The organism is Opitutus sp. ER46 (genome assembly GCF_003054705.1).
Taxonomy (GTDB): Bacteria; Verrucomicrobiota; Verrucomicrobiia; order Opitutales; family Opitutaceae; genus ER46.
Window position 1 is genome coordinate 146,461 of sequence record NZ_QAYX01000021.1, and the last position, 19,233, is coordinate 165,693.

The following is a 19,233-nucleotide window of genomic DNA, read 5'->3' on the forward strand; positions in this document are numbered from 1 at the left end:
CGCAGCCCAATGGCCGCGCCGCGGGAAACAGACGCGCCGGGCTAGCGTTGGGCGGGCGTGTTGCGGGGATCGACGTTATTGCGCAGGTCGGTCCAGTCGTGCTTCGGGGCGCGCGGGTCGAGGCCGTTGATGAAGTCCTCGATGTTGGTGTAGCCGTCGCCGTTCAGGTCGCCGGCGGCATCGGCTGGGTCACGCGGATTGAGGCCGTGGCTGGTTTCCCACTCGTCCGGCATGCCGTCGTGGTCGGTATCCTGATACGGCGTGCCGGTGTACTTGGGGTAGCCGCCCACCTCGGCGGGGTCGGTGATGAAGCCGACGGGCACGAGCTGCTCAAGCTCGTCAATGTACTCCTGCTTGTACTGGGCGTCGGCGGCGCGGCGCTTGGACGACGCGAGCATCTTGGCGGGGGTGACCTTGCCCGAGCGCACCATGCCGATGACGCGCTCGTCGACGGCGTCGCGCCGGGGCAGGGTGGCGCCGGCGTTGGCGAGGACGTAATCGTAGGCAACGCGCGCGGGGAGGATGTCGAGCGGCGCGTGTGGGAAGGGCTGGTCGACGCGGATCTGCTCGAGGGCGGCCGCGAGCGATTCGCGCCGTACGCCGGGCTGCACGCCGCCGGCCCAGTTGTCGGCGGTGACGCGCTCGTGGCCCTCGACCACGTTGCCGTGGACGTAGGCCTTCCCGAAATTGTCGACGACGGTCTTGCTGCGTTCGGATTCGGGCTTGAGGAGGCGGAAGGCGATCTCGGTATCGGGCGTGCCGGGGCCGGGCTTGAAGTAGTTGTTGATGATGTTGAACAGGCTGCGGTGGTCGCCGCCGTCGACGGTGCGGTGGCGGTAGTTGAACAGCACGTTGTTTACGAAGGTGAAGTCGCCATACATGCCCACGCTCGGGTTCCGGCCGGTGTTACACGCCCAGAGGTTGTGGTGAAACGTGCTGTTGAGCCCGCCGATGGTGGAGCCGAAGGCGTGGTGAAACGTGTTCAGGCCCTCGCTGAAGATGGAGTTCTGGATCGTGACGTTGACCGTGGGCAGCTTGAGCTCCTTGCCGCCCTCGGGCGGCTGATACATGTGGCGGTACATCGACATGTTCTCATCGAGGCCCCAGGAGGCGGAGACGTGGTCGATGATGAGGTTGCCGACAGGGTTGCCGCCGATGGAGTCGTCGCGGAAGGCGGGATCCATGTCGCCGCGGCGGAAGCGCAGGTGGCGTATGACGACATCGTGGGTGTCGACCTCGACGGTGCGCCCGCGGATGCACACGCCGTCGCCGGGCGCGGTGTTGCCGGCGATGGTGATATACGGCGCGCGGATCCGGAGGTGGTCCTTGAGCTCGATGATGCCGGCGACGTTGAAGACGACGATGCGCGGGCCGCCGGCCTCACAGGCCTCGCGGAAGCTACCGGGGCCACTGTCGTTCAGGTTGGTGACCACGTACACCTTGCCGCCGCGTCCCCCGAACGAGTACATGCCGCCGCCCTGGGCGCCGGGGAACGCGGGGATCTTCGCCTGCGGGAGGTCATCGGGTTTGGCGGCGGACGGAATGTAGGGTTTGCCCTTGGCGGCCCACGCCTGGATTTCCGGCTGGGCGCGGGCGAAGGCGGCGTCGGAGCGGGCGTCGGCCGCCTGCTTGCTGGCGTTGGCGGCGGCCTGGACCGGGCCGGGAACCTTCGGGTAACCCTGGGCGAAGAGGGCCGGCTCGCTGAGCACGACGGTGGCGGCGAGGACGGCGAGCGGGAGCTTGCGAGGAGACATCATGGCGAGAGGGAGAGGGAACGGAGAGGGCGCGACGGGTTATTTCTGGACGGGCCGGCGGGCGGAGAACTCCTTCTCGGCCTGCTTCATGTTGATGCCGGCCTTGGCGAGGTAGTTGTTGATCCGGCCCTTGTACTTGCCGAAGAACCCGTGCTTTTCGTCGGAGGTGAAACCGGCGATGGCGAGGTCGCGCGCCTCGAGGAGCCAGGCCTGGATCTGCGCCTTCTGCTCGGCGGTGAGATTGGGCAGCATCTCCTGATAAACGCGGAAGGTGAGCGGAGCGACGCCGTAGGTGAGGCCGTCCTTCACCTGATCGACCTGCGCGGGCGTGAGGTCGGCGGCGAGTTGCGAGAGGAATGCCTGGCGCAGCGCGGCGCGCGCGGGCTCGACGGAGTCGCGCGCGGCCTTGACGGTGGAGTCACGTTCTGCCGCCGAAAGGGTCGCGTTGGCTTTCGCGGCGCTGACGGCCGCGTCGCGCCGCTGCTGCAGCGCGTTCAAGTCGCGGTAGAATTGCGCGATGGTGTCGCGGACGCGTGTGGCGACGGCGGTGTCGGTGAGCGCGAGCTTGGCGACGATCTTGTCCGCGCGCTCGCTGGTGGTGCGCGCGTACGCCGCGGCAGAGTCATCCGCAGCACGGATGAAAGGAGTGACGGCGAGCGCGGCGGCGCAGGCGGCGAGTTGCAGGAAACGGACGGACGTCATGGGCGAAAAATGGGAGCGATTGTCTGGCGCGTTGATCATCAGCTTCGCAAGCGCCCCCCCGGGGCGTCGAAGCGGTGGTCGAGTGGCTGGCGCGCGGCGCCGGGAGAGCAATGGCGGGAACGGAAACGATCGTGAGGCAGGCAGCTGCTGGATTGGGCGCGCGGGACAGCAGGTATGTCGGATGGGGCGGGAATAGGTTTCAGGCGCGGACAAAACAAAGCCCGGTTTCGGGCGAAACCGGGCTTTGGAAGGAGTGAGCGGGTGAGAATCAGAACTGGGCCTGGATGCCGACGTTCCAGTTCACACCGAATTCACGACGGTCGACGTGCTTCGCGTACGCCGGCAGGATGCCGGTCTTGTCGTAGCGGAGCACGTCCATCGACTGGTTGAGGACGTTACGCGCATTGGCGAACAGACTCAGCTTCTCGGTGAGCTGGTAGCTCATGTTGAGGTCCAGGCTCAGCTGCGCGGGCTCATACTTGGCGGTGATGTACTGGGTGCCCGCAACGGTGTAGGTCTTTTCCTCACCGGCATACTTCTCCTCGAGCAAGAGACCGCGGAGCAGGATGCGAACGCGCTTGTTCGAGAACGAGATGCCGGCGCTCGCGGTGTCCTTGGACATCGGCTTGGCCGACATCTTGGTGGTGTTCTTCTGCTTCACGTACGAGTGCGAGTAGCTGCCGAACACGTAGAAGTACCGGCCCCAGCCGCCGATAGCCTTGAGGTCTTGCGTGGCTTCTACCTCGTAGCCGAGGGTCTTCGATGTGCCCTGACCGTTGATGACCGTGGTGAGCGCGTAGTCATCGTACTCATTCGGGTCGAGGCCGAGGTCGAGCAGCGTCGCGGCCCAGTCGGGGTCGCTCTCGTAGATGGTGATGGTTTCCTGGAAGTTCTTCGTCTCCTTGTAATACGGTGAGACGGAGATCTTGCCGCCGGCCGGCGTGTAATACGCGAGCTGAAGATCCCACGCGTCAGCGGTCCACGGCTTCAGATTCGGATTGGTCTGTTTAATCGTGCCGCGCGGGCTCTTTGTCGGATCAGACTCTTCAGTGATGCCATAGGTGACGCCGCTCTGCACCAGCACGCCGTCTTCGAAATCCGGCCGCGCCTGCGAGCGATTCCACGACAGGCGGGCCGTGAGGTTCTCGGTGAGTTCGTACGCACCTGAGGCGGTGAACGTCGGCTTGCCGGTCACCTTGCCGTCCATGTTCGAGAAGGGCAGCAGGTTTAGCACCTTCATCGCGTAGGAGTTATTGGCGATGGCAGCCGTCGGATAGGAGATGCCGGCGGCATCGAGAGCGGAACGGAGCGCGGTACCGGCCGACGTCTGGGCGAACAACGGACTGGACGCGCTATCAAGCTTCACGCCGTTGGGATTGGCCGTGTCGCGATAGATCTCGCCGTTCTTCGTCTTCACGTAGTTCCACGTGCTGTTCGTCTTGGTCGCGTAGCCCTTGCGGGTGGCGATGGCCTCACGGGCGCCGAAGAGCCAGTGGAACTTATTCCGGAACGCCTTGCCCTCGAACATCAGGTAGAACTCGTCCGTGGTCTCCGTGATCGATTTCTGCTGGTTGGCCCAGTTGGTGTAGTTGTTGGCTTTGTCGCTGTCGCTGTCGGCGTTGAAGTAGGTCGGGTTGTCCTGCCAGAGCTTGAACATCCGGTACGTGCTCAGCCACTCCTGCGCGGGCAGGTTGAAGCCGGGGCTGACGCCGACGTACTGGTCGTCCATGTAGTCGGTGAGCGTCAGGGCCGGTCCATAGTAGGTCATGCGGTAACCGCTGCCGAGGCCCCACTTCTTCTGGCGCTGCTGGAGGCGATAGTAGCCGGTCTTGGCAGTGGCGGTGAGATCGCCGATGTTGATGAAGTCGAGTTCGCGCGAAAGGTCGGCGCGAATGTTGACCGTCTGGTCCATTGCCTCGGTGTTGCCGGACTTGGCCTGGATGGTGGGCGCTGACCAGTTGGCAATCTTGGACCAGTCGAGCGGACTGCCGGTCTTGTCGAAGAACTGAATCTGGCCGGGGATGCCCTCGTTGATCCCGGTGAACTTGATCTGGCCGCCGGTGAGCTGGGTCTCCATCGCCGAGAAGTGGCCGTTGTCGAAATCCTTGTAGCTGCCGCGGGAGCGCGACGCATTGGCCATGACCTTGGCGAGCCACGGACCACGGCGGTACTCGTATTGGATGTAGCCGGTGTGGGTGGTTCCCTCGCGGTCGCGCGTGGTGACTTCCTGGGCGACAGTGGCCTTCGGATTGAAGTCGGAGCCCAACGCCGTGCCATTAACGACCGTCCCCTTCGGGATGAACTTGTACGAGGTCATGTAATCCGCGCCCCAATCCATGTAGTACGACTTGTCGGCGTAGAACTGCAGGCGGCGCTGCGCATCGACGGTGCTGAAGAGGCCCAACGTGTAGGCGATCGTGAGCTTCTGATTCGGCGTCGGGCGCCAGTCCCAGCGAATGGAGCCGGAGGTGCGCTCCGCGGTATTCGGCGTATCGGTCGCCTGGAGGCGATAAAGGACCGGATTCGAGAGGTTCAGCTCGGAGCCATTGGCCTCCTGGAAGGACGTGGCGGTGCCGCCGCCGGCGACCTTGACCCACGGGCCACCGCCCGGGCGCAGGTCGACCGCGTAGCTGGCGCTGCCGTTGATGTCCTTGGTATCGTAAAGGTAGTCCGACTGGCCGCGGTGATTGACGTTGAACGTCTTCGACCAGCCGCCGGTGAAGGTCAGGCCCATGTTCTTCCGGAAGGGAATCACATAGGTGAAGTCGACTGATGGAAGCGTCTTGTAGGTCTTCTTGTTGGCGGGGCCGGGCGATTTCTTGAACAGCTCGTCGGTCAGCTCCGAGTTGAAGTTAGCGCCGACGCGCATCGTCAGCGACGGGCGCGCATATTCGAACGCGGACTTGGAAATCAGGTTGATCGCGCCGCCGGGAGAGTTGGACGGCATGTCGGGCGTGGCGACCTTGATGACCTCAACGCGGGACGCGTTGTTAATGGTCATCATGTCGAGGCCGATCGCACGGGTGAGGCTCGCGGGCGACGCGTTGGTCAGCGGCACGCCATCGATCGTGATGCTGGTCATTTCGGGACCGAAGCTGCGGACCGAGATGCTGGTCGCATTCGAGTCCGAGGCATTCATGCCGGTGCCGCCGTAACCGTAGCCGATCTGCACGCCGGGGATGTATTTCACGAACTCGCCGATGTTGCCGTCGGGGATGTCGCCGAAGGCGCCCGCGGAAACGACGTTCTTGAGGGTGGGCGAGTAGCGCTCCTCGTTGATCGCGATCTCGGCGGCGGTCTTGAACCGCTCCGAGTTCACGACGAACTCGTTCAACTTGACCACCGTGCCTTCACCGGAGGTCTCGGTCGCCTGCTCGCGATTGAACATGAAGTCCTGGTTCGCGACGGCGCCGGACGTCACGTTGACGTCGGCCTGCAGCGGGTTCTGGCCGATGTAGGTCACGCGCAGCGAGACCTTGCCGGCGGGCACGTTCTCGATGGCGTAGTTACCGAATTGATCGGTGTACGTCTGTTGGTTCGTGCCCTGGACGGTGACGACAGCCTTGCTGACGAACAGACCGCTCGCGGCGTTCACCACACGGCCTTGGATCGTGCCGGTGGCGGCGTCAGCCGCGAACGCGCTCGCGCAGCAGGCACCTAGGGCCACCAGGAGGAACTGAAAAAGCGCGGATAGGTACGAACGCCGCGCGGTCGGGGGATAGCTGGACTTCATAGGCATGGTCGGTGTTGGGTGACTAGAAAGCCAAAAGCTCCGGGCGTAGGGACGGCCGGGCCAGAGGGGCTAAGAAGCAAGGTCACTGTGCTACCATAAGATTGTCGGAGGTGCTTCCCGTATTTTTCCCGTTATTTCCCGGATCGTAAGGCGACCAACCTCTGGGGATATTTACTCTATATCCTAATCATCAAATCTTTGTGGTATGAATGGGGTGTTCTCCTGTAGGGCAACAGAATCGTCGTTAGCTAAAACGATGTTGCACCATTCTCCGGTGGGGGCCGTCAGGATGAGGGTGGTCCTGGCCATGCCTGTGCTTTTATGTCCGATTATCCGCCCGATGCGATCGGGAATTTACCCGACTCTGCGAGGTGGCGGGAGCCGACGGTTCCTGCTGACGACGCCAGCGCGGGTGGGCACGCTGCAACGCTTCGCTTCTCCGGTATGAACCCCCGAACTCTGTCCCGCTTCGCTCACCGCTTGGGTGCCGCCCTCGTCGGTACGATTATGACTCTCGCCGGCGCTCAGGCGTCGCAGGTGCGCACGCCGTTCGTGCGCGCGGGCGCCTCCGGTCTCAGCTACACGGCAGACGCGCGCGGCAACCGGGTGCCGGATCTTTCCGGCGCGGGCTACGCCGGCGGCGGGGTCCCTCTGCCCTTGGTTCCGGCACGCGTGCGCGTCACTCCGGCGGACGGCGATGACGGCGCCCGCATCCAGGCGGCGCTCGATTTTGTGGCGACGCTGCCGGCGGACGCCGAGGGCCGGCGCGGGGCCGTGGTCCTGGCGCGGGGCCGGTATGAAATCGCGCAACACCTGCGGGTGCCGGCCAGTGGCGTGGTGCTGCGGGGTGAGGGCGCGGGCGAAGACGGCACGGTGCTCGTCGCAACTGGCACCGACCGACGAACCTTGATTCAGGTGCACGGCGCCGAGGACGCGCGCCGCGACGGGCCGGCGCGCCGCGTGACCGACGTCTACGTGCCGGTCGGCGCAGTGACGCTGACCGTGGACAACGTCGATGGCCTGCGAGTGGGCGACCGGGTGCTGGTCGAACGTCCCTGTACCGCGGAGTGGATCGCGGCGGTGGGCATGGACGACGCACCGGGACGGGAACCCTTCTCCTGGAAGAAGGGCATGGTGCCGCTCCGCTGGGAACGCACGCTCGTCGCGATCGACGGCGCACGGCTCAAACTCGACGCCCCGCTCACGACCGCGCTCGACCCGACGTTCGGCGGAGGGACCGTGACGCGCTTCCGCTGGCCGGGACGCCTGCGTGAAGTCGGCGTCGAAAACCTGCGGCTCGAGTCAGCCTACGATGCCGCCAATCCGAAGGACGAAGCGCACGCCTGGATGGCGGTGGCGCTCGACGCCGTGGAGAACGCGTGGGTGAGCAACGTCACGGCCGTCCACTTCGCGAGCAGTGTCGTGCAACTCGGCGCCGGTGTGCGCGCGGTGACCGTGCAGGACTGCGCGAGCCTCGCGCCCGTGTCGGAGCTGGGCGGCTACCGGCGCCACTCCTTTCATACGAGCGGCCAGCAGACGCTTTTTCTTCGCTGCCGGGCGGTCGACGGCCTGCGTGATTTCACGGCGGGCTACGGCGCGTCGGGCCCCAATGTCTTTCTCGAGTGCCGGGCCGACTCCGCCCGCGGCCCGAGTGGTTCGATCGGCAGCTGGGCTTCAGGCCTCTTGTTCGACAACGTCCACATCGACGGTGCCGGCCTGCAGCTCGACAACCTCGAGACCTGGAATCAGGGCGTGGGCTGGTCGGCGGCGAATTCCGTGCTCTGGCAGAGCTCGGCCGCCGAGATCACGGTCCGGCGTCCACCCACCGCCGATAACTGGGCAATCGGCGTCTGGGGCGAGTTCCGCGGCGACGGCTGGTGGGATCAGGTGAACGAATTCATCCAGCCCCAGAGCCTGTACCGTGCGCAGTTGGCCGCGCGGGCGGGGGAGCGCGTCCTCGCCGTCCTCGAGCCGCGCACGTTTCTCGCCATCGGCGCCGACGTACCGTCGCTTGAATCCGCGCTGCCCGACCTGGCGCGGCGGCTCGCGCCGCGACCGCCGCCGCCGGGTCATCCGCTTGCGTTGCAGCGGGGCTGGCTGGTCTCCGGCGACGCGCTGCTGATCGGCCGCCAGCTTGGTGAGATGCAGTGGTGGCGCGGCAGCCTCGCGCCGACGCGCGCCGCCGAGTACGGGCCGAACCTCACGCGCTTCGTGCCGGGACAAACGGGGCTCGGCTGGACCGATGACCTTACTGCCCTCGCCGATGGGATGGTCGCCGCCAATCAGGTCGCGGTCCGCCATCACTACGGCCTCTGGTACGATCGTCGGCGGATGGACCACCAACGCGTCCGGCGCGCGACGCCGGACGTGTGGCCGCCGTTTTTCGAGCAGCCCTTTGCGCGCAGCGGACAGGGCGAGGCGTGGGACCGGCTGAGCAAGTATGACCTGACCAAGTACAACCCGTGGTACTTCGGCCGACTGCATGAGTTTGCCGAGCTCAGCCGCCAGCGCGGCCTGGTGCTGATCAACGAAATGTATTTCCAGCACAACATCCTCGAGGCCGGGGCGCACTGGGCGGACTTCCCGTGGCGCCCGGCGAACTGCCTCCAGGAAACGGGCTTTCCGGAGCCGCCGCCGTACACCGACAACGAAGGCGAGTTCCAGGGGCCGCCCGAGCAGGGCAAGCGCATCTTCATGGCCGCGCAGTTTTACGACGTGAACCATCCGGTCCGTCGGGGCCTGCACCGCGCGTTTATCCGGCAATGCCTGGCCAACCTGGCCGACCAACCCAACGTGATCCACACGCTGACCGCCGAGAACAGCGGGCCGCTGCCCTTCCTGCAGTTCTGGCTCGACGTGGTGGCGGAGTGGGAGGCCGAGACCGGCCGCCACCCGTTGATCGCGCTCAGCGCGCCGAAGGACGTGCAGGACGCGATCCTCGCTGACGCCAAACGCGCGGCCGTCGTCGATGTGATCGATCTCTCGTATTGGTGGCGGTTGGACGACGGTCGCCTCTACGCGCCCGCCGGCGGCACGCAACTGGCGCCGCGCCAGCACGAACGTCTTTGGCGCGAAGGCCGGCCGAGCGCGACGGCGCTCGCCGCGATGGTCGCCGAGTATCGCGGCCGTTTCCCCGGCAAAGCCGTCATCTCGAGCCTCGAGCAGGGTGACGGCTGGTGCTTTGCCGCCGCGGGCGGCTCGCTCGCGCGGTTACCCGCGGCGACGGATGCCCGCCTGAAGGCGGCGATCGTGCGCATGCAGCCGGTCGCCGGCGTGGAGCAGTCGAAGCGCACCTGGGCGCTTGGGGAAGCCGGCGGGGCGCAGTACTTCGTCTGCCGCGCCGACTCCGGTCCGGCGGTCCTTGTGCTGCCCAACGCCGCGGGTCGTTACCGCATCCAGCTGGTGGATGCGGGGAGCGGCCAGCTGCAACCGGGCGGGTTCGTCACCCTCGAGCCGGGCCGGAAGCTGACGCTCGCCCGGGGCGAGGGCCCGCGCGGACTCTGGTGGCTCGAGCGGGTGACGGAATGAGGCGCACGCGGTCGGGTTGGCCGCGGGCGCAGCGCGCTCACTGCGTGCGGAGCTGCTTCGTGTTCTTTGCCTTCGCCTTCCCCTTGGTGTCGGAGCGGGTCTGGACGGCGGCCTCGCTCGGGTCCTGGACCTTCGTGTGGCTGCGGAGCGGCGTCGCGGGTTCGCCCCCGTAGGGGCGCGAGGGCGTGCCCGTGACGGGGCGCGCCTCGGCTTCGGCTTGCAGCTGGCTTTCGGCCTCGAGCCAGATCGCCTCGTCGCTGCCGGCCGGGCAGTTGCGGTCGCGCCAGAGCTTTTCAGCGCGGGCGGCGATCTGTTCGTGCGGGATCTGCTGGCGCGGCTGTTCCGTGGGAACGTTCTCCGCGTGGACGGTTTTCTCAGGATTCATCGAAGCGCCTATTGTAGGCGGAAAACGGGGCGGAGACCGGTGGGCAATGACCCCAGTCACTCCGATCCGCAGCAGGGCGTCCCGCGGTCGTCGGCCGCCGGAGCCGGTTGATGCGGCGAAAGAGCTCCGGTGAAATCACTTGGCCGGCGCGGGGCGGCTCCGTTGCCAACCCCATTGGCGCTGCGCCCCGCCCTGTGCTTTGCTGAGAGCCGCCCGCGCCCATGGAGCCCGATCCTTCGCTGCCCAGCGTCTTCATTGTCGATGATGATGACTCCGACCGGCTTCTCGCCGAACGGGCGCTGCGGCGCGTCGGGGTGCGCAACCCGGTGCAGGCGTTCGCCGCCGGCACCGAATTCATCTCGTTTGTCGGCTCGGCGATCGAGGACTCCGGCGAGAGCCGGCTGTTGGCGTGCCTCGCGCTGCTGGATTTGCGCATGCCGCGGCCGGACGGCTTTGAACTGCTGCAGTGGATCCGGACCCGGCCCGAACTGAGCCACGTCCAGGTCGTGGTGCTCACCGGGTCGGTGGACCCAAAGGACATGCGGCGGGCGGCGGAACTGCGGGCCGACCTCTATCTGCCGAAGTTTCCGTCGGACCGGACGCTCGAGCGCGTCGTGACGAAAGCGACGCACGCGGCGTTGCAGGCGCTGCGGGTGGCCAACCTGCGATAGGCCGGCCGCTCGGGTCGGTCACGCGCCCGAGCGACGCTTCAATTCCTCGCGGGCGGCGTCGAGCTTTGCCCGCTCCTTGGCGGTGAGACTGCCGATGCCGGACTGGGCGATCTTGTCGAGCAGCGCGTCGACCTCGGCCATCGAGGCGCGCGTGGCGCGCGGCGTCGGCGTGGCGGGGGGGGAAGGCAGGTCCGGCAGCACGCGGAGCTTGGGCCTGCGGCGGAGCCTGGGCAGACGCGGCAGGCTGAAGTGTCCCTGCTCGTGCCGGATGAACGCGTACGCGAAGCCGGTGGTCGACCACAGGAGCAGCAGTTGCTCCCAACTGCGGTCGGCGAAGGCGACGAGGGTGTAGATGCCGACCAGGATCAGCGCGACCCATTTGGCCAGCAGGGTGAAGAACATCGGCGCGTTCGGGTGCAGCGTCGCGAAGGCGATGAAGAGCGCGAACGAGCCCGATTCACCGGCGAGCGCCATTGGCAGCCAGGGGCCGACGGCGGTGAACAGGAGCGGCGGCAGCACGTAGATGCACCCGTAGAGGGCCAGGAACTTCCAGCGCCCGAGGGACCGCTCCACCTCCCGGCCAAACCAGAAGAGCATGAGCATCTTGATCGCGAACCAGAGACTGGGCGGGTTCCACAGCCCGTAGCTGAACACCCGCCACACCTGGCCGTGCAGCACCTGGTCGCTGGTGAAGATCATCGCCTCCGGGATACTCGGCGTCTGCGAGAACACGGTCGCGAACAGCATCGACACCGTGAACACCGCCACGACGAGGTGCGTGGCGTAAACGGGGTAGCCGCGCATCCAGGTGATCGGCTCGTGTTCTTCGGATCCGAAATAACTCATGGCTCAGGCCGCCAACTTTGCCGCGACCGCCGACGTGCGCAAGCGGCGGCGCGAACGTTCGCAGGCTGTAGACAGGGGAGTTGAAGGTGGAAAAGTTGCAGGTTGCAGGTTCCGAACCGCAGAAGGACGAATCACGGAGGGAGGAACCACGGAAGGACGAGCTGCGGAGGGAGGAACCACGGAAGGACGAGCTGCGGAGGGAGGAACCGCGAAAGACGCGAATGGGCGCGAAAACGGAATGTGGAGCGTTGCCAGTTGCGGCAACTGACGTTGGGCGCCTTCAGCTTATCGCCTTCAGCCTATCGCTTATAGCTTACCGCTTATCGCCTCCTGGGTCGCAGCAGCCGGAGGTAGTGGCCGGGGTGGCGCACGGCGTCGCGGTAGGTGGTCTCGCCCGTGACGACACGCACCATCAGTTCGCTCAGGCCGGTGCCGTGGCGGCTGAGCAGGAAGGCAAACCAGCGCGGGCGCTCGTAGAGCAGCCAACCGAGCCAGCGGGCCACCCGCAAATCGGCGAGCAGCTCCGCATGCAGCGTGTCGCGGTAGCGCCGCCGCACCGCCGCGTCATCGAAGGCGCCATCGAGGATCGCGCGGGCGGCGAGCTGGCCACTGATGATGCCCGCCGAGATACCCTCCGCCGTGACGGGATCGGCGAGCCCGGCGGCATCGCCGGTGAGGAGCACGCGGGGCGTGGCGAAGAGCCGCGCGCGCGGCCGGCATGGAATGACGTAGCCGTGGCGCGACTCGGTCAGCGGCTCGTCCAAGCCCAGCGCGGCCGCGTACCGGCGGCAGGTCTCCGGGAGGTTGGGCCCGCTGCGGCGCGTCGAGCCCACGCCGATCGAGAGGTGATTGCCTTTCGGAAACACCCAGCCGTAGCCCGCGGGCACGAAACCAAAATCGAACCGCGCGGTGGTGTGACGCGCGAACACCTCGGCCGGGAACGTCGACTCCCACTCGACCGCGGGTACGACGTCCTGCAGCGCCGGCAGCGCCAGTTGGCGCGCCACGGTGCTGTTGGCGCCGTCGGCCGCGATCACGAACCGGGCGATGAACGTCCCTCGCGTCGTCACGAGGCGTACGCCCGCCGGCTCGAGCGTCACCTGTCGCACCGCCGTGCCGGCGTGCAGCTGCACGTCGCCCGCCTTCTGGCGCGCGGTGTCCACCAGCAGCGCGTCGAAGCGGTCGCGCATGACCATCGAGACAATCGCGTAGTCGCGCTGACACGTGAACCGCAGGTTCGGCTGGTGGTGCACCAGCTCAGCCACGTGGCACTCGCGTTCGATGACCGAGCGGAAGTCGAGCGGCACGCGCCGCAACGCGCGGGCCAGCACGCCGCCGCCGCACGTCTTGTAGCGCGGCGGCACCGCCTGCTCGATCACGGCCACGTGCAGGCCGCGACCGGCGAACTCCAGCGCGGCCGCGCCCCCGGCGGGCCCTGCGCCCACGATCGCCACGTCGAGCGCGATCGGCTCGGTGGGGGTGGTGGCGGCAGCGGGGCTCTCAGGCGTCATGCCGCGAGCATTCGCAGCGGCGTTCCCGAGTCCAGTCGGCAGCCGCGACGGTGCGGCCTGGATGGGGCGACGTCGGGGCGGGCACACGCCGGCCTTGCCAGCTGCCGCTCAGGGCAGGACCACGTTTTCGGCGCGGAACGGCAACATGAGCACGGCACCTTCGGCGGCCACGAAGATCACGAGCTGGGCGTCCTCAGGGATAGGCTTCTGGTACTCGAGTCGGCGCGTGCTCTCGTAGTTCCAGGTGGAGCGCGCCGGGATGAGGTGTCCCTCTGCGTCCTGCCACTCCACGGTGATCAGCTTTCGATTTGGGTCGGCGAACTGGAAGCTGAACGAGTCGCGTTTGGCGGGGGATGCCGGCGTCGGCTGGGTGGCGGCGGCGGTTCCTTGGGCGTCCGCCTTTGCCGGTTCGGGTTTCTCCGGGGCGGGTGCAGGGGTGGCGGCGCGCTTCTGGGCCCGCGCCTCACGGCCCAGTTCGGGCACGGCCGATTCCCGCAGCATTCTTCTCCGCGCGACTTCGTCGGAGACGGCCTGCAGCCGCGCCGCCTCGTCCGCGGTCGGGCTGCCCAAGCCGAGGTCGCTCGACATGCGGCCCAAGAGGCCGCGAGCCGTGGCTTTCTCCCGTGTGACGGGGGTGAGCTCGATTCCGAGCTTCACGAGCAAGGGGTGTTCGAGCCGCACGCCTTCCTTCACTTCGGCCGCGGGAAGACGGACGATTCCGGCCGGGCCCCGATCGGGCAGGAAAAACTCCGCGGTGCCCTCGACGAGCTTGATCGCGGCGGCGCGGCGGGACGCGCTCCGAAGCTCCAGTTCCGCCCGCGGCGCGGTGTCCAGGCGCCGGAGAATCGGCGGCCGCGATTGGGCGTCCGGCTGAGGCTCGGGCACGAGGTTTCGATTCTGGTCATCGATCGCCTTCAGGACAGTCGTGCGCCAGATGAGGGCGCCCTCGGGCAGGTCGTCGGACAAGAACTGCACCTGCAGGCGGCAGCCCGAGCGGCCGCTCGTGGTGCGGGTTTCGGTCACCGACTCAACGTGCATGCGGACGGGCTGGATCGTGGCCGCGGAGCCAGTCTCGGCGGGAGCCGCCGTAGGTGTGGCTGCCGCCGGAACGGTGGAACCGACGGCAGGCAGTGGGTCAGCAGCCGGGGTTGCGGCGGCGGTTGCCGAGAGCAGAGCGAGCGTGACGCAGGCACGAGACAGAGACGGGCGGTTCATGGGGCGAGGGGTGAGCCGTTCGTTTACGGCGCCGGCCGAGGTCGGGCCAGCGGATAAGCGAACGGATTCAGGGGATAACCGCGATCGGCGCGAAGCGTTACGCGCCAAGGTGGCACGAACGTCCGGCTGCTCCGCAGGCAGATGGTCGCGTGGCGACCAAGCGAAGATCTGGTCGGTGGCTTGCCACGGCCGGGCTCGCCCCGGGCGATGCAGCGGCTGCTCAGAGCGCCCGGTCGGCGCGCTCGTGCAGGTAGCGCTCGAGATGCGTGTAACCGGAGCGCGTCACGATCGCGGCGTCGGTGGGGTCGCGAGGGTTCAGCCCCTGACCCGCCTCCCACGCGTCGGGCAGGCCGTCGCGGTCGGTGTCCTTCGCCGCGGTGGCGCGGGGCAGTTCCGGCTGGCCGCCGACGAGAGCTTCGCCGCGCTCGTCCTTATGCGGCACGGTGGCGCCGCGCCGGCCGAGCGATTGCAGTTCGTCGATGAGCCGCCGGTCGACGGCGTCGCGGGGCCGGGAGCAGCCGGCTTCCGCCACGATGGTGGCGTAGGCCTCCGCGGCGGTGGTCACGCGCACCGGGATCGCGGGGCGCAGGGCCGGCTCCGAGACGAAGGTGGGCAACGTGTACTTCGTGTCGGCGGGATCGTGGAAGTCCGCGCGTTGGGCGACGCGGCCGTTGAGCGTGCCGTCACGGTCAAGGTCGATGTAATTGCCTTCCTGGTACACGTGGTCGGACGCGAGGAACTGGCCGGCCCAGCGGTCGTTGGAGGAGGGGCCCTTGATGAAGGTGTTGCCGATCACGTCGAGCGAACGGGCCTGGGCCGAGTGGCCGCCGCAGAGCCCCGTGATGCCCCAGTTGTAGACGACGTTGTTGAGGTACTGGATCGTGCCTTTGGCCTTCGGGTTGCGGCTCTCGTTGCTCATCCAGAGGTTTCGCACGAGCGTCACGCGCTCCACGTTGTCGATGAGCGCGCCGAAGCTCTGCGGGTGGATGGCTTCCGCGAGCAGGCAGTGTTGGATCGTGATGTCGTGGCTGCCCACGGTGATGCCGAGGTCGTCCCACCGGCCCCAGCTGATGGTGCAGTGGTCGACGATGATGTTGGCGGCGCGGTCGAGCCCGAGGGACTTCTTGCCGCGGTCGCCGCTGATGCCCTGACGGAAGCGCACGTAGCGCACGATGATGTTCTGCTGGCCGCCGAAGGAGACGCTCTGGCCGTAGAGGCAGATGCCCTCGCCCGGCGCGGTTTCGCCGGCGATCGTGAGCCGGCTGGCAACCTGGACCGTGGAGGCGAGCCGGATGACACCGCCCACGTCGAACACGACGGTGCGGCCGGGCCTGCTCACCGCGTCGCGAAACGATCCCGGGCCGGCGTCGGCCAGCGTCGTGACGTGGTACACCTCCCCGCCGCGCCCCCCGGTGGCGAGCGCGCCAAAGCCCTCGGCGCCGGGAAAGGCGGCGAGCGGCGTGGCCGGGGTTTCGGGCGCGGCGGGCATGACCGCGGGCAGCAGCACGAGGCAGGACAGGAGGAGCGGACGGACGAAGGAAATGGGCATGGCGGACGCGTGGGCCGACGGTAGGTCGGCCGAAACGTTGCGGGGACAAAATTCGGACCGTTCAACGCCGGGGGAGCAGAGCCGGGGTTTCTCCCATTTCGCGACAGGTCGAAGTCGGCGAACGTGGAGGATGAATACGCAATCACTCGCACGCGGACTGGCCTTCTTCAGCATCGGACTCGGCTTGGCGGAACTCCTGGCGCCGCGCCGCCTCGCGCGAGTGATTGGCGTCGACGAGGACAACGCCACGTTGTTGCGGCTTTTCGGCCTGCGGGAGATCGGCACCGGGATGGGCATCCTGCAGGGCAGTTCGGCGGGCTTCGTCTGGGGCCGGGTCGCGGGCGACGTGGTGGATCTCAGTTGCCTCGGGCTGGCGATGCGGCAGCGCGGCACGGATCAGAAGCGCGCCGCCGGAGCCATGGCGGTGGTGGCGGGCGTGACGGTGCTCGACGTGATTGGGGCGATGTTGCTGACGCGCAACCCGAGCCGCGCGGAGTGGCGGGTGTCGCGGATGGATCCAGCGGCGCCGAACTCGATTCCCTGGCGTGACCCGATCGCACTGCGGCGCTATGCGGACGACACGATGACCGAGCACGCGTCAGGTCACTTGCACGAAGTCCCGGAGTGGAGGCGGCAGGCCAAGCAGGGAGCGTCGTCGCAGGAAGAGGGCCGGCAGATGCGCGACCGGGAGGACGCCGCGATCCAGCAGTTTGAACCCGGGGATTGAGGGCAAATGCAGAATTATGAATGGAGAATGTAGAATTCTCCGGGGCGGGAGCCGAAGGGACGGATGCTGAACATTGATGCCGTGACCCGATCGGGGGCCGCTTCTGTGACGCGGTGACGCCCTGACCCCGTCGCAGGCAAACGGGGTCAGGGCGTCACCGCGTCACATTTTCGGGGGTCAGGGCGTCACGGCGTCACGTGGCCGCGTGATTACTCGGGGCGGACGGGTTGACGGCGAGGGTCGCGGCTGGCTCGACGGGGAGGTGGACGGCGATGACTTTCTTCAGCTTCATCGGGTCGGGAAACTTGGTGAGGTAGCCGTCGGCACCAAGCTTGGCGGCGATCTTGGAGTCCCACGGTTCGGTGGCGCCCGACAACATGATGATTTTCATGCCGCGCAGGGCGGGCTGGAGCCGCGCCCAGGCGAGAACGTCGAAGCCGCTCAGGTTGGGCATGTTGACGTCGAGGAACATCAGGCACGGGCGGGATTCGGGGGGCTTTTCGCCGACGCAGAACTGCTTCAGGAACATGAACGCATCCCCGCCGTTGCGGAAATGGAGCAGGGGGTTGGGCACGCCCGCGTCCTTGAGCCGGCGGGCGAAGATCACGGCGTCGTCCTGATCGTCGTCGACCATCATCAACGGCGGCAACGCTCGGTCTGTTTTCATGCGACATGGACCAGCAAGGCGTGCGCCGGTTCGGTAAGGCGAAGGCTGAATGCTGAAGGTCTGAACGCTGAAGAGAACCAAGGCTGAAGAGAATGAAGGCTGAAAGAACGAAGGCGGAAAGCTGAAGCCGGAGGCCGAAGCCGGCAGCAGAGGCCCGGACATTCTATCCTAACGCGGCCGGTAGGTCGCGGGGCGGGAGCCTCGGCAGCCGGGCTAAACTGGCCTTCGGAGTCTATCGGAATTACATAACCTACTGAAATAATGTATTTTAAGAGGAACTGGTGGGACGGCGAAAGCACTCCGCAGATTACGGCGGCGCGGGCGCGAAGATGCTGTCGGCGGCGGTGAGCGAGTGAGGCCACGGAGGCCGGTAGGCGACTCGAGGAGGCGGGCTGCGGATGACGGCGCGGGGAGAGTCATCAGCCGGGCGCGGCGCCGGTGCTGCGGCCGGCTGGCACCGGATACGGGAAATGCGCCGCCGCCGAGCGACGATCGATGATCAGACGGATCCGACGGATCAGACCGATCGGTCGGATCTGCCGATCGCTTCCGGTTTCCCGCCCGCCGGCCTCCGGCTTCAGGCGTCCGGCCTCTGGCTGCAGGCTTCCGGCCCCGCTTCAGCGTTCAGCTTTCGTTCCTTCAGCCTTTGGCGCAGCAGCCGTCGTTCCTTCAGCCTTCTCTTCCCTCAGCCTTTCGGACGTGTCTTGGTGCGAACTCCGCCTTTGCGAAGGAGCTGGTTGAGCTTCTGCTGGGCCTGCTGCTCCTGCTGGAGCTGCGTGAGGGCGGCAAGTTGCTGGCTGCTGAGGAAGCTCTGCGCGGTGTTGATCGCCTTGTCGGTTACGGCGGCGCTGCTGGTCGAGTTGAGTCCCAGGTTGCTGAGCGAATTCGGGAGCGTCTGCACGCGGTTGTTGGTGCGATTGCCGTTCTTGGCGACGGTGGCGTTGCCGTTCGCGCCGTTTGCCGCGCTACCAGCGGCGGCGGTCTGCGGTGTGCGCGTCGCCTGGGCCATGGCGCGAACGAGCTGTTCCTGCTGCGCGCTGGTCAATGGGTCGCCGGTGTAGCTGAGTCGGGAGGCCAGCTGGTTCACGGTTTCCCGCTGCGGCAGCGTGCGATCATAGAATTGGTACTGCTTGTAGCCCTGTTCGCCGAGGAGGCTCTTCATCGTCTCGTTGATCTCCTTCTCGGTGGCGCGGGCGACCTTGGCGGCGGTGGCGCGGGCCTCCTTGCCCGTGAGGCCCTGGTCGTGCGCGGCGAGCATGGCTTCGGCGTAGGCGCTTTGTTTGTCGGCCAGGAGCTTCTCGAACTTCTGCTGCTGCTCGGGCGAGAGATTCAGTTTCTTGAACAGTGCGGCGTATTTGGAGCTGATGGCGCCACGCTGCTGCAGGCTGAGCAGACGCTGGAATTCCGGGGTGTCGGCCAGGGAGGCAAGCAACTCGAGGTCGCCTTCGCGCCCCCCGCCGCCATTGCCACCACGTTCAACGAGCTCCTGCGCCAGCGCAGCCGTGGCCTTGGCCTCCGCGTCAGCGTCGGCGGCGTCGCCGCCCTCGGCGGACTTGGTGCCATTGGCCGCGGCGAGCTTGGCCTCAAGTTCGCGCAGCCGGCGCTGATACGCAGTGAGCCGCTCCTCGAGGGCGGCGCGGTCCGCTTCGCTCGTGAGTTGGGCGCGCAGGGTGACCAGTTCGCGGTGCTGGTTCCAGGCGAGGGCGGAAATGCCGGCAAGCCCCAGGATGGCGAGGGAGGGAAGAATCGTGGTCAAGCGCAAGGTAGAGCCAATGACGGCGGCGGCACCCTTGCGGTTGCACGTGACAGGGCGGGAAGGCGCGGCGAACGACGGATCCGCAGAGGGGAGAATGAGAAAGAGGAAGAGCTGGGGCGGTGCGGACGGGATGAAAAAATCATCACATTTCGGGAATGACGCGCGCAGCGGAGGCGGCTTCGCTGGCAG

The 19,233-nt window shown here is 67.2% G+C and carries 13 protein-coding genes; 3 read left to right on the forward strand and 10 right to left on the reverse strand.

Going from position 1 to position 19,233, the window contains the following annotated elements; genetic code table 11:
• Positions 1–41 precede the first annotated feature (41 nt).
• The 3 genes from DB354_RS09080 to DB354_RS09090 form a co-directional block, all read right to left on the reverse strand.
• A complete protein-coding gene (locus DB354_RS09080; protein ID WP_107835571.1) occupies positions 42–1,754 on the reverse strand; it encodes a polysaccharide lyase in 1,713 nt (570 codons plus the stop codon).
• Positions 1,755–1,793: 39 nt separating this feature from the next.
• On the reverse strand, positions 1,794–2,456 hold the full coding sequence (locus DB354_RS09085; RefSeq protein ID WP_158277448.1) for a DUF3826 domain-containing protein: 663 nt from the start codon (positions 2,454–2,456) through the stop codon (positions 1,794–1,796).
• Positions 2,457–2,724: 268 nt separating this feature from the next.
• Positions 2,725–6,195 (reverse strand): TonB-dependent receptor plug domain-containing protein, encoded by a 3,471-nt coding sequence (locus tag DB354_RS09090; RefSeq protein ID WP_107835179.1) that lies wholly within the window; start codon positions 6,193–6,195, stop codon positions 2,725–2,727.
• A gap of 438 nt (positions 6,196–6,633) precedes the next feature.
• Between DB354_RS09090 and DB354_RS09095 the strand changes: the two genes are divergently transcribed.
• The gene (locus DB354_RS09095; protein WP_146180166.1) at positions 6,634–9,717 is read left to right on the forward strand and encodes a DUF6298 domain-containing protein; all 3,084 of its coding nucleotides are present in this window, start codon (positions 6,634–6,636) and stop codon (positions 9,715–9,717) included.
• Between the two features lie 37 nt (positions 9,718–9,754).
• On the opposite strand, the gene DB354_RS09100 is transcribed toward DB354_RS09095, so the two are convergent.
• Positions 9,755–10,102 carry a DUF2934 domain-containing protein gene (locus DB354_RS09100; RefSeq protein ID WP_107835183.1) on the reverse strand — a complete coding sequence of 116 codons (348 nt, stop codon included), beginning with the start codon at positions 10,100–10,102 and terminating at the stop codon, positions 9,755–9,757.
• A gap of 221 nt (positions 10,103–10,323) precedes the next feature.
• Between DB354_RS09100 and DB354_RS09105 the strand changes: the two genes are divergently transcribed.
• Positions 10,324–10,773 (forward strand): response regulator, encoded by a 450-nt coding sequence (locus DB354_RS09105; RefSeq protein ID WP_107835184.1) that lies wholly within the window; start codon positions 10,324–10,326, stop codon positions 10,771–10,773.
• Positions 10,774–10,791: 18 nt separating this feature from the next.
• Here DB354_RS09105 and DB354_RS09110 read toward each other — a convergent pair whose 3' ends face one another.
• From DB354_RS09110 to DB354_RS09125, 4 genes are all read right to left on the reverse strand, one after another.
• A complete protein-coding gene (locus DB354_RS09110) occupies positions 10,792–11,619 on the reverse strand; it encodes a rhomboid family intramembrane serine protease (protein ID WP_107835186.1) in 828 nt (275 codons plus the stop codon).
• Positions 11,620–11,939: 320 nt separating this feature from the next.
• Complete coding sequence (locus DB354_RS09115) at positions 11,940–13,130, reverse strand: geranylgeranyl reductase family protein (RefSeq protein ID WP_107835188.1); 1,191 nt, start codon at positions 13,128–13,130, stop codon at positions 11,940–11,942.
• Between the two features lie 108 nt (positions 13,131–13,238).
• Positions 13,239–14,345 (reverse strand): hypothetical protein, encoded by a 1,107-nt coding sequence (locus DB354_RS09120; protein WP_146180167.1) that lies wholly within the window; start codon positions 14,343–14,345, stop codon positions 13,239–13,241.
• 220 nt (positions 14,346–14,565) lie between these two features.
• Positions 14,566–15,894, reverse strand: a complete 1,329-nt coding sequence (locus DB354_RS09125; RefSeq protein WP_199226820.1) for a hypothetical protein — start codon at positions 15,892–15,894, stop codon at positions 14,566–14,568.
• A 130-nt stretch (positions 15,895–16,024) separates the two neighbouring features.
• On the opposite strand from DB354_RS09125, the gene DB354_RS22505 reads away from it, so the two are divergent.
• Positions 16,025–16,621 (forward strand): hypothetical protein, encoded by a 597-nt coding sequence (locus DB354_RS22505; protein ID WP_199226821.1) that lies wholly within the window; start codon positions 16,025–16,027, stop codon positions 16,619–16,621.
• Positions 16,622–16,814: 193 nt separating this feature from the next.
• Here DB354_RS22505 and DB354_RS09135 read toward each other — a convergent pair whose 3' ends face one another.
• On the reverse strand, positions 16,815–17,288 hold the full coding sequence (locus DB354_RS09135; protein WP_158277449.1) for a response regulator: 474 nt from the start codon (positions 17,286–17,288) through the stop codon (positions 16,815–16,817).
• 685 nt (positions 17,289–17,973) lie between these two features.
• Positions 17,974–19,044, reverse strand: coding sequence for a hypothetical protein (locus DB354_RS09140; protein ID WP_107835194.1), 1,071 nt, complete (start codon positions 19,042–19,044; stop codon positions 17,974–17,976).
• Between the last annotated feature and the right edge of the window lie 189 nt (positions 19,045–19,233).

Coding starts and splice junctions, on each gene's coding strand:
- DB354_RS09080 (WP_107835571.1), bottom strand. CDS start 1,754: ATGTCTCCTCGCAAGCTCCCGCTCGCCGTCCTCGCCGCCACCGTCGTG.
- DB354_RS09085 (WP_158277448.1), bottom strand. CDS start 2,456: ATGACGTCCGTCCGTTTCCTGCAACTCGCCGCCTGCGCCGCCGCGCTC.
- DB354_RS09090 (WP_107835179.1), bottom strand. CDS start 6,195: ATGCCTATGAAGTCCAGCTATCCCCCGACCGCGCGGCGTTCGTACCTA.
- DB354_RS09095 (WP_146180166.1), top strand. CDS start 6,634: ATGAACCCCCGAACTCTGTCCCGCTTCGCTCACCGCTTGGGTGCCGCC.
- DB354_RS09100 (WP_107835183.1), bottom strand. CDS start 10,102: ATGAATCCTGAGAAAACCGTCCACGCGGAGAACGTTCCCACGGAACAG.
- DB354_RS09105 (WP_107835184.1), top strand. CDS start 10,324: ATGGAGCCCGATCCTTCGCTGCCCAGCGTCTTCATTGTCGATGATGAT.
- DB354_RS09110 (WP_107835186.1), bottom strand. CDS start 11,619: ATGAGTTATTTCGGATCCGAAGAACACGAGCCGATCACCTGGATGCGC.
- DB354_RS09115 (WP_107835188.1), bottom strand. CDS start 13,130: ATGACGCCTGAGAGCCCCGCTGCCGCCACCACCCCCACCGAGCCGATC.
- DB354_RS09120 (WP_146180167.1), bottom strand. CDS start 14,345: ATGAACCGCCCGTCTCTGTCTCGTGCCTGCGTCACGCTCGCTCTGCTC.
- DB354_RS09125 (WP_199226820.1), bottom strand. CDS start 15,894: ATGCCCATTTCCTTCGTCCGTCCGCTCCTCCTGTCCTGCCTCGTGCTG.
- DB354_RS22505 (WP_199226821.1), top strand. CDS start 16,025: ATGAATACGCAATCACTCGCACGCGGACTGGCCTTCTTCAGCATCGGA.
- DB354_RS09135 (WP_158277449.1), bottom strand. CDS start 17,288: ATGAAAACAGACCGAGCGTTGCCGCCGTTGATGATGGTCGACGACGAT.